General features: G+C 61.3%; 9 protein-coding genes. All 9 read right to left on the bottom strand.

Features of this window, described 5'->3' with window-relative positions; translation table 11 throughout:
* Window positions 1–38: 38 nt before the first annotated feature.
* Window positions 39–869 (bottom strand): IS3 family transposase, encoded by an 831-nt coding sequence (locus BFP93_RS06265; RefSeq protein ID WP_256095152.1) that lies wholly within the window; start codon window positions 867–869, stop codon window positions 39–41.
* 8 nt (window positions 870–877) lie between these two features.
* Window positions 878–1186 (bottom strand): transposase, encoded by a 309-nt coding sequence (locus tag BFP93_RS29140; RefSeq protein WP_065883309.1) that lies wholly within the window; start codon window positions 1184–1186, stop codon window positions 878–880.
* A gap of 144 nt (window positions 1187–1330) precedes the next feature.
* Window positions 1331–2188 (bottom strand): formyltetrahydrofolate deformylase, encoded by an 858-nt coding sequence (gene purU / locus BFP93_RS06255; RefSeq protein ID WP_016977808.1) that lies wholly within the window; start codon window positions 2186–2188, stop codon window positions 1331–1333.
* A gap of 123 nt (window positions 2189–2311) precedes the next feature.
* The gene (locus tag BFP93_RS06250) at window positions 2312–2944 is read right to left on the bottom strand and encodes a sarcosine oxidase subunit gamma (RefSeq protein ID WP_065892464.1); all 633 of its coding nucleotides are present in this window, start codon (window positions 2942–2944) and stop codon (window positions 2312–2314) included.
* Window positions 2945–3060: 116 nt separating this feature from the next.
* Window positions 3061–6078, bottom strand: a complete 3018-nt coding sequence (locus tag BFP93_RS06245) for a sarcosine oxidase subunit alpha (RefSeq protein WP_065892463.1) — start codon at window positions 6076–6078, stop codon at window positions 3061–3063.
* Complete coding sequence (locus BFP93_RS06240; RefSeq protein ID WP_065885450.1) at window positions 6075–6377, bottom strand: sarcosine oxidase subunit delta; 303 nt, start codon at window positions 6375–6377, stop codon at window positions 6075–6077. Before BFP93_RS06240 ends, BFP93_RS06245 begins: the two co-directional genes overlap by 4 nt.
* Window positions 6378–6392: 15 nt before the next feature.
* Complete coding sequence (locus tag BFP93_RS06235; protein ID WP_010207084.1) at window positions 6393–7643, bottom strand: sarcosine oxidase subunit beta; 1251 nt, start codon at window positions 7641–7643, stop codon at window positions 6393–6395.
* A gap of 22 nt (window positions 7644–7665) precedes the next feature.
* The gene (gene glyA, locus BFP93_RS06230; protein ID WP_065892462.1) at window positions 7666–8919 is read right to left on the bottom strand and encodes a serine hydroxymethyltransferase; all 1254 of its coding nucleotides are present in this window, start codon (window positions 8917–8919) and stop codon (window positions 7666–7668) included.
* Between the two features lie 258 nt (window positions 8920–9177).
* Window positions 9178–9906 (bottom strand): TraX family protein, encoded by a 729-nt coding sequence (locus tag BFP93_RS06225; protein ID WP_065892461.1) that lies wholly within the window; start codon window positions 9904–9906, stop codon window positions 9178–9180.
* Between the last annotated feature and the right edge of the window lie 12 nt (window positions 9907–9918).

The following is a 9918-nucleotide window of genomic DNA, read 5'->3' as shown; positions in this document are numbered from 1 at the left end:
TGAACTGGTCAAGTAATCCCGGACACCGATTACGGTGTTTATGCCGCTTTTTGCTCCATGGCTATTGGCGACAGGTAGTTGTTGTAGCTGTGGAGCCTGATTCGGTTGTATCGCATGAAGAAGCTGGTCATATCCCGCCTGGCTTCTTCAACTGTGGTGTAGCCCTTATTGGGCACCCACTCTGATTTAAGCGTCCCGAAGAAACGCTCTGTTGGCGCGTTGTCCCAGCATTGCCCTCTGCGGCTCATGCTTTGCGTTATTCCATGCTCCAGCAGCTCGGACTGAAAGAGCTGGCTGGTGTATTGGCTGCCTTGATCCGAATGAAACATCAAGCCTGCATGTTTGCCTCGAACCTCCACCGCCATTCTCAGCGCCTTGCTAACCAGGTTGGCGTCGTTGATCAGGGAAAACGCCCAGCCAACGATTCGGCGGGCGAACAGATCAATGACCGCTGCCAAGTGATACCAACGTTTACCAACCATCAGGCTGGTAACGTCGCCGCACCAGGCCTGATTGATTGCGGTTGGCTCGAAGTTACGCTCGAGCAGATTCTTGGCCACAAATGCTTCGACGCCTCTAGAGCGATACTGATGGCGGCGGCGCTGTCTGCTGGCCAGATTTGCCTCCGCCATGAGTTTTCCGGCCAGATGCCGTCCCACCTTGATCTGCTGGGCTTTCAAGTGCTGAGAGATCATCCGCGCGCCTGCACTTCCCCGGCTTTCGTCATGCAATTGCGCAACTTTTGCTCTGAGCGCGTCACGCTTGGTATTCGGCACTGAGCGACGCTTAAGCCAGTCATAAAACGCGCTGCGGGAAACGCCCAGCGCACTGCAAAGCAGGCAGATCGGATACGAACTCGACTCTCTCAGCTCCTCGATCAGGAAAAACGATCGGGATCCGACATCAAGAGAGCCGTAGCCTTTTTTAAGATTTCAGCCTCGGTCTCCAGGCGCTTGACCTTGGCTCGCAGCTGTTGAAGCTCTCGCTGTTCATCGCTGATTGCCTTAGTACCTGCCACTGGCTGCCCTTTCTGACGCTCTTTGCGAACCTGCTCAATCCAACGGCGCAGAGCCGTGGGGCCAACCTCCATCGACGCACAGACGTCAGGAACTGAGCAGTTATCATCAAGTACCATGCTTACAGCACGTTGCTTGAACTCGCGGGTGTAGGTCTTTCGCTCTTGCATGAAACCTCCTGATTGGGCGAATCATATCGCCCTTAAGAGGTGTCCGGGAGCATTAGGCCAGTTCAAGCCCCCTCCCACAGGGCAACGCATTTCAAATGTGGGAGGGGCGGTGCGACGATTCGACTTGCCCCCGATTGGCGCCAGTCAGAGCACCACCGTCCGATTGGCATTCAAAAACACCCGCCGCTCAATGTGATACCCCACCGCCCGCGCCAACGTGAGCCCTTCGATATCCCGCCCCTTGGCAATCAGATCCTCGGGATAGTGACTGTGGTCCACCACTTCCACACCCTGGGCGATGATCGGCCCTTCATCCAGATCGTTGTTGATGTAATGCGCCGTGGCGCCGACCAGTTTCACGCCCTTGTTGTACGCTTGGTGATACGGCTTGGCGCCCTTGAACCCCGGCAGCAACGAGTGATGAATGTTGATGGCCTTGCCGTCCAGCTTGCGGCACAGCTCCGGCGACAGCACTTGCATGTAGCGCGCAAGGATCACCAGTTCGGCGCCGGTGTCTTCCACCACTTGCCACACTTGACGCTCCTGGGACGGTTTGTCGTTGGGGTCGAGGGGGAAATGGTAGTAGGGAATTTGATGCCAGTCGGCCAAAGGTTTCAAATCGGGGTGATTGGACACCACCGCGACCACGTCCATCGACAGCTGACCGATGCGCTGGCGGTACAACAAGTCGTTAAGGCAGTGATCAGCCTTGGAGACCATAATCACCACTTTTGGCCGGTAGTTCGGCGCCGTCAGCTCGAAGATCATGCCAAACGCTTCACCGCGCGTGGCCAGGCCATCGCGGAAACCCTGCTCGTCAAAGCCATCGGGCTGACGGAATTCCACCCGAATAAAAAAACGGCCCGAGAGGCGGTCATCGAACGAATGGTGCTCGGTGACATAGCAGCCCTGCTCGAACAGATAGCGGGTGACCGCGTCCACCGTGCCGAGCACGCTGGGGCAGTCGGCGGTCAAAATCCATGTATCAGGGGCGCGGCTCATTACAGTTGTCTCCTTGATCGTTCCCACGCTCTGCGTGGGCATGCCGCCATGGACGCTCTGCGTCCGCTCTTGGGACGCGGAGCGTCCGGGGATGCATTCCCACGCGGAGCGTGGGAACGATCATCAGGCTTGAACGCTCAGGCCAAATTCGGCCGAGGCATCCTGCAACCACAACCACCAGTAATCCGAGAAGCTGCGGCGAATCAGCAGTTCCCAGGTGTCCTCAGCGGTATGCCGGATCACCAGTTGTGACTTGGCGAACACCGTGCCCACCGCCTTGCCCACCGGAAAGTTATCAGGGTGCACGTCGTAGCTGGTGGACTTCATCAGCACATCGCGCACATTCGGGCCGCTGAGCTCGAGGATCTGCTGGCCGCCGCTGACGTTGACGATCTGGATATGCAAATCAGCCAGGGCCGCGCGCAGGTTTTGTTCGGCGGCGAACTCTTCGCCGCTCGGGACAATGAGCAGCCATTCATCCGGGCCGAGCCACTGCAGGCTCGTCTCACCCTTGAAGATCACGCTCAGGGCGCCGGGCAGCTCGATGCCAAGGGCCTTGTGCACCCCGGCGGCGAACGCTGCATCGTGGCCATCGCCACGAATGGTGAGGTGGCCGAGGAGTTTCTTTTCACGCACGGTTACGCCGGCGTTCTTGCGGCCCTTGCCGACCAGGCTGGCGAGGTCGGCATGGTGCAGCGACGACTCGGCCTTGGCGCCGGTGGTGGGGCGTTGTTGGTAAACATTGGCTGCTGTCATAAAGCACCTGTTCTGAATTCTGTTGTGAGGCTGATGGCCTCATCGGGGGCAAGCCCCCTCCCACAGGGGAATGCATTTCAACATGTGGGAGGGGGCTTGCCCCCGATGCAGGCGACTCAAATGTTCTGCCGATCACCCTTGGGGTCAAAGAACACCGAAGACACAATCTCCGCCTCGATCACACTGCCATCGGCCTGCGGCGAGAACACCCGCTCGCCGATGCGCTTCAAGCCACCTTTCACCACGCCCATGGCAAACGAATAACCCAGGGAGTTGTGCGCATAGCTTGAAGTCACGTGGCCGACCATTTTCATCGGAATCGTCTGCTTCGGATCGAACACCAACTGCGCGCCTTCCGGCAGCCACACATTCGGATCGATCGGCTTCAAGCCCACCAGTTGCTTGCGCTCTTCACGCACGCAATCTTCGCGGTTCATCCCACGCCAGCCGATCCACGAGAACGGTTTGGTACGGCCCACGCACCAGCCCATGTTCAGGTCGTCAGGGGTCATCGAGCCATCAGTGTCCTGGCCGACGATGATGAAGCCCTTCTCGGCACGCAGGACGTGCATGGTTTCGGTGCCGTACGGGGTCAGGTTGTACTTTTTGCCGGCCTCGACGATCTTTTCCAGCACGCCCATGGCGTAGTCGGCCTGCACGTTGACTTCATACGACAGCTCGCCGGTAAACGAGATACGGAACACCCGCGCCGGTACGCCGCCGACCAGGCCTTCCTTCCAGGTCATGAACGGGAAGCCGTCCTTGTCCAGGTCGATATCAGTCACTTCCGCCAGCAGCTTGCGGCTGTTGGGGCCGGACAGGGTCATGGTCGCCCAATGGTCGGTGACCGAGGTGAAATACACCTTGAGGTCCGGCCATTCGGTCTGCTGGTAGATTTCCAGCCACTGCAGTACGCGGGCGGCGCCGCCGGTGGTGGTGGTCATCAGGAAGTGGTTGTCGGCGAGGCAGGCAGTCACGCCGTCATCGAAGACCATGCCGTCTTCCTTGCACATCAGGCCGTAGCGCGCCTTGCCCACGTCCAGCTTGGTCCAGGCGTTGCTGTAGATGCGGTTGAGGAACTCACGCGCGTCCGGGCCCTGGATATCGATTTTGCCGAGGGTGGACGCATCCAGCAGGCCGACGCTGTCGCGCACGGCCAGGCATTCGCGCTTCACGGCGGCGTGCAGGTCTTCACCATTACGCGGGAAGTACCATGGGCGTTTCCACTGGCCGACGTCCTCGAATTCGGCGCCGTTTTTCACGTGCCAGGCTTGCAGCGCGGTGTAGCGCACCGGCTCGAAGATGTGCCCACAGTGACGGCCCGCTATCGCACCGAACGTCACCGGCGTGTAGTTGGGGCGGAACATGGTGGTGCCCATCTGCGGGATGGTCACGTTCAGCGAACGCGCCGCGATGGCCAAACCGTTGACGTTACCCAGCTTGCCCTGGTCGGTGCCAAAGCCCAATGCGGTGTAGCGCTTGACGTGCTCGACCGACTCGAAACCTTCGCGGGTCGCCAGTTCGATGGCGGCGGCGGTGACATCGTTCTGCAGGTCGACGAATTGCTTCGGCGCCCGAGCAGTGGCTTTTTCGTGGGGCACCTGGAACAGCGCCAGGGTCGGTTCTTCAAGGCGGCTCAGGGCTTTAGGCAGCACGCCTTCAACCGGGGCGAAACCGGCTTCGCTGGCCGCGCGCACGCCGCCTTCAAAACCATCGGCCAGGGAATCACCGAGGCCGTAGACGCCATTGATACCGCCGACGCACACGCGTTTTTGCGGGGCTTCGCCCGGTACGAAACCGAGGATATCTTCACGCCAGGTCGGCTTGCCGCCCAGGTGCGAGGCCAGGTGGACCACCGGGCTGTAGCCGCCGGAGCTGGCCACCAGGTCGCAGTCCAGCCACTCGCCGGGGCTGGTGACTTTATGGGCTTTAACATCGATCGCAGCCACTCGCGCAGCGCTCACGCGCTTGGTGCCACGGGCTTCGACCACGGCGCTGCCGGTGAGGATACGAATACCCTTGGCGCGAGCCTCTTCAACCAGGGCACCGCGTGGGTTGTGGCGCACATCGGCCACCGCAACCACTTGCAGACCCGCATCGAGCCAGTCCAGCGCAACGCGGTAGGCGTGGTCGTTGTTGGTCGACAGCACCAGTTTCTTGCCCGGTGCCACGCCGTAGCGACGCACGTAGGTAGAGACCGCACCGGCCAGCATGTTGCCCGGCACGTCGTTGTTGCCGTACACCAGCGGACGCTCGCACGCACCGGTCGCCAGCACCACACGCTTGGCACGCACACGGTGGATACGCTGGCGCACCACGCCAATCGGCGCGCGGTCGCCAAGGTGGTCGGTGAGGCGCTCGTGAATGGTCAGGAAATTATGGTCGTGGTAGCCGTTGACGGTGGCGCGGGGCAGCAGCACCACGTCCGGCAGGGCTTTGAGTTCAGCGAGGACGCTGGCAACCCATTCGGTGGCCGGCTTGCCGTCGAGGCTTTCGCGGGAATCGAGCAGCGAACCCCCGAACTCTTCCTGCTCATCGGCGATGATCACCCGCGCACCGCTGCGCGCAGCCGCCAGTGCTGCGGCGAGACCGGCAGGGCCTGCGCCGACCACCAGTACGTCGCAATGACGGTTGAAGTTGTCGTAGGTGTCCGGGTCGTTCTCGGTCGGCGAGCGGCCAAGGCCGGCTGCCTTGCGGATGTACTTCTCGTAGGTCATCCAGAACGATTGCGGGTACATGAAGGTTTTGTAGTAAAAGCCCGGCGGCATCAGCTTGCCGCCGACCTTGCCGAGAATGCCCATCATGTCGTTGTTGACGCTCGGCCAGCCGTTGGTGCTGGTGGCGACCAAGCCCTGGTACAGCGCCTGTTGCGTGGCGCGCACGTTGGGAATCTGGGTGGCTTCGGTGGCGCCGATCTGCAGCACCGCGTTCGGCTCTTCGGCACCGGCGGCAAAGATGCCGCGCGGGCGCGAGTATTTGAAGCTGCGGCCGATGATATCGACGCCGTTGGCCAGCAGGGCGGCGGCCAGGGTGTCACCTTCAAAGCCTTTGTAGCTCTGGCCGTTGAACGTGAAGGTCAGGACTTTATTGCGGTCGATCCGGCCACCGTTGGACAGGCGATTGATCTGGCTCATACCTTCTCTCCAGAGGCCTTGGCGGTGAACTGAGGCTTCTCACCGATCTTGTAGGTTTCAAGAATTTCGTAGGTCACAGTGTCGCGGGTGGCGTTGAAATACTGGCGGCAACCGGCAGCGTGAATCCACAGTTCGTGGTGCAGGCCACGGGGGTTGTCGCGAAAGAACATGTAGTCGCCCCACTCGGCGTCGGTGCAGGCATTCGGGTCCAGCGGGCGCGGGATGTGCGCTTGGCCGGACGCGTGGAATTCCTCTTCGGAGCGCAGTTCGCCACAGTGAGGACAGAAGATATGCAACATGAGGTGGTTCTCCTGTTAGTGGGCGACGGCCGCAGCGCCGTGTTCGTCGATCAGCGCACCGTTGTGGAAACGGTCGATGGAGAAAGGTGCGGCCAGCGGGTGCATTTCACCCTTGGCCAGGCTCGCGGCAAACACGTTGCCTGAGCCCGGCGTGGCCTTGAAGCCACCGGTGCCCCACCCGCAGTTGAAGAACATGTTCGGGACCGGGGTCTTGGAGATGATCGGGCACGCGTCCGGCGTGGTGTCGACGATGCCGCCCCACTGGCGGTTCATGCGCACGCGTGAGAGCACCGGGAACATCTCGACGATGGCCTGGATGGTGTGTTCGATCACCGGGTACGAACCGCGCTGGCCGTAGCCGTTGTAGCCGTCGATACCGGCGCCGATCACCAGGTCGCCCTTGTCGGACTGGCTGATGTAACCGTGCACGGCGTTGGACATGATCACGCTGTCGATAATCGGCTTGATCGGCTCCGATACCAGTGCTTGCAGTGGATGGGATTCGATCGGCAGGCGGAAACCGGCCAGCGAAGCCATGTGCCCGGAGTTACCGGCGGTCACCACACCGACGCGCTTGGCGCCGATAAAGCCCTTGTTGGTTTCCACGCCGATGCACACGCCGTTTTCCTTGCGAAAGCCGATCACTTCGGTCTGCTGGATCAAGTCCACGCCGAGTGCGTCAGCCGCGCGGGCAAAGCCCCAGGCCACGGCATCGTGACGGGCCACGCCGCCGCGACGTTGCACAGTAGCGCCGAGCACCGGGTAGCGGGTGTTCTTCGAGCAGTCCAGGTACGGGATCTCGTCCGCTACCTGTTTGGCATTGAGCAGTTCGCCGTCCACGCCGTTGAGGCGGTTGGCGCTGACGCGGCGCTCGGAATCACGGATGTCCTGCAGGGTGTGGCACAGGTTGTACACGCCGCGCTGGGAGAACATCACGTTGTAGTTCAGGTCCTGGGACAAACCTTCCCAGAGTTTCATCGCGTGTTCGTACAGGTGCGCCGACTCGTCCCACAGGTAGTTGGACCGCACGATGGTGGTGTTGCGCGCGGTGTTACCGCCGCCCAGCCAACCTTTCTCGACCACGGCCACATTGGTGATGCCGTGCTCTTTAGCCAGATAGTAGGCGGTCGCCAGACCATGCCCGCCGCCGCCGACGATGACCACGTCGTAGACCTTTTTCGGGGTCGGCGTGCGCCACATCTTCTGCCAGTTTTCGTGATGGCTGAGGGAGTGCTTGAAGAGGCCGAAGCCTGAGTAGCGTTGCATAGTCATTACTCCAAAACCGCGCTCAGCGATAAACCGGGAAATCAGCGCACAGGGCAGACACGTGCTTGGCCACGTTGGCCTCGACATCGGCATCGCCGAGGTTGTCGAGGATGTCGCAGATCCAGCCGGCCAGCTCGATGCATTGCGGCACCTTGAAACCACGGGTGGTCACCGCCGGGGTGCCGATACGCAGGCCCGAGGTCACGAAGGGCGACTGCGGGTCATTGGGCACGGCGTTCTTGTTGACGGTGATGTGGGCGCGACCGAGGGCGGCGTCCGCCTCTTTGCCGGTGAGGCCCTGACGGATCAGGCTGACCAGGAACAAATGGTTATCGGTGCCACCGGAGACCACGTCGTAGCCGCGTTTGATGAACACCTCGGCCATCGCCTGGGCGTTGTCGATCACCTGCTGCTGATACGCCTTGAAGCCGGGCTCCAGCGCTTCCTTGAAGCACACCGCCTTGCCGGCGATCACATGCATCAGCGGGCCGCCCTGGGCGCCGGGGAATACGGCAGCGTTGAGTTTTTTCTCGATGGCTTCGTTGGCCTTGGCCAGGATCAGGCCGCCACGCGGACCGCGCAGGGTCTTGTGGGTGGTGGTGGTGACCACGTCGGCGTAGGGCAGCGGGTTCGGGTACAGACCGGCGGCAACCAGGCCGGCGACGTGGGCCATGTCGACGAACAACAGCGCGCCCACCTTGTCGGCAATCTGACGGAAACGTGGGAAATCCAGGGTCTTGGAGTAGGCGGAGAAACCGGCCACGACCATTTTCGGCTGGTGCTCCACGGCCAGGCGCTCGACTTCGTCGTAGTCGATCAGGCCGGTGTCGGTGTTGATGCCGTATTGCACCGCGTTGTACAGCTTGCCCGAGGACGACACCTTGGCGCCGTGAGTCAGGTGGCCGCCGTGGGCCAGACTCATGCCCAGGATCGTGTCGCCGGCATTGATCAGCGCCAGGTACACCGCGCTGTTGGCGGACGAACCGGAGTGCGGCTGCACGTTGGCGTAATCGGCACCGAACAGCTGCTTGGCGCGCTCGATGGCCAGGGCCTCGACCTTGTCCACATGCTCGCAGCCACCGTAGTAGCGCTTGCCCGGGTAGCCTTCGGCGTATTTGTTGGTGAGGCCGCTGCCTTGCGCTTCCATCACACGCTTGCTGGTGTAGTTCTCCGACGCGATCAGCTCGATATGGTCTTCCTGACGCTGCTCCTCGGCATTCATCGCCGCCAGCAGTGCGTCGTCATATCCCTGGATCTGGTCTTGTTTGCTGAACATCGCGTCTCTCCCAGCCTTTCGTATTGTTGAGGCCCTCGCAGGGCCCTTTGATGCGATGGTAGGGCTGGCGCGTGCGGGCCAAATGCCTGCGCACGCCACGCAAAGGTGCGTTTACGACATGGCCTGAGCAAATGCTAACTGAGGGCCGACAAACTGTAGGAGCGAGCTTGCTCGCGAAAAACCTGAGGGCGCCACGCTCAATCAGGCAGCGCGCGTTATCGTTGACGTTTTTCGCGAGCAAGCTCGCTCCTACATGGGTTAGGCGATGAGTTTGCGAAGGAGTAACAGCAGGAGGAAGTGCATTGGATAGAGGGCATAGGCCCAACGGCGCATGGCCGGTGGAGAGACGTTTCTGGCGTGTCGCAATAAGACCAATCCTGCCAGCGGCGCAACCAGACACGTCGCCAACCCAAGCATCGCCACCAGGCTGCCGCTATTGAGCAGAATCTGCCATTGATTGGCGGCGACGCAGACCAAACCCGGCACCACGCTGAAATACCAGGGCCGGCGAAACACCAGCAGCATCGCCAGCGGCAGCAATACACCAAAGAAACCGAACATCAGCTGGGTTGAAAACACGGCCGCTATTGTGAGAGCGATCAGCGCCAATCCTCGATCAACCACCGCCTTGTGCTGCCATCCTCGGGCAACCAGCAGGCCCAGCGCCAGGGTCGGCAATACGTTCAAGGTATCGGCATCCTCGATGAACATCCGATACGGCACTTCGCTGATCACGCTGAACAGCAACAACCAGCCCAAGTAGCGCCAGTGACCGGTCACCGGGGCGTTTCGAGCCCGGTGCAGATTCGCCGCAATCGCCAGGCAAAACCATGGGAACGCCAGGCGCCCGGGCACATACAAGCCATCGAGGCTCAGGCCCACATAGCGCAGGTGATCCAGCACCATGCTCAGCAGCGCCAGCCACTTGAGCAGGTCCAAAGCGCCATCTCGGACATGTCCGACAGGCAAGGTGTCAGTACCGTGCATAATTCCCCACCG

The organism is Pseudomonas sp. 44 R 15 (assembly GCF_900004965.1).
Lineage (GTDB): Bacteria > Pseudomonadota > Gammaproteobacteria > Pseudomonadales > Pseudomonadaceae > Aquipseudomonas > Aquipseudomonas orientalis_A.
The sequence above is the reverse complement of the archived record's forward strand: the minus strand, read 5'-3'. Positions and strand labels throughout refer to the sequence as shown.

Coding starts and splice junctions, on each gene's coding strand:
- BFP93_RS29140 (WP_065883309.1), bottom strand. CDS start 1,186: ATGCAAGAGCGAAAGACCTACACCCGCGAGTTCAAGCAACGTGCTGTA.
- purU (WP_016977808.1), bottom strand. CDS start 2,188: ATGAGCCGCGCCCCTGATACATGGATTTTGACCGCCGACTGCCCCAGC.
- BFP93_RS06250 (WP_065892464.1), bottom strand. CDS start 2,944: ATGACAGCAGCCAATGTTTACCAACAACGCCCCACCACCGGCGCCAAG.
- BFP93_RS06245 (WP_065892463.1), bottom strand. CDS start 6,078: ATGAGCCAGATCAATCGCCTGTCCAACGGTGGCCGGATCGACCGCAAT.
- BFP93_RS06240 (WP_065885450.1), bottom strand. CDS start 6,377: ATGTTGCATATCTTCTGTCCTCACTGTGGCGAACTGCGCTCCGAAGAG.
- BFP93_RS06235 (WP_010207084.1), bottom strand. CDS start 7,643: ATGCAACGCTACTCAGGCTTCGGCCTCTTCAAGCACTCCCTCAGCCAT.
- glyA (WP_065892462.1), bottom strand. CDS start 8,919: ATGTTCAGCAAACAAGACCAGATCCAGGGATATGACGACGCACTGCTG.
- BFP93_RS06225 (WP_065892461.1), bottom strand. CDS start 9,906: ATGCACGGTACTGACACCTTGCCTGTCGGACATGTCCGAGATGGCGCT.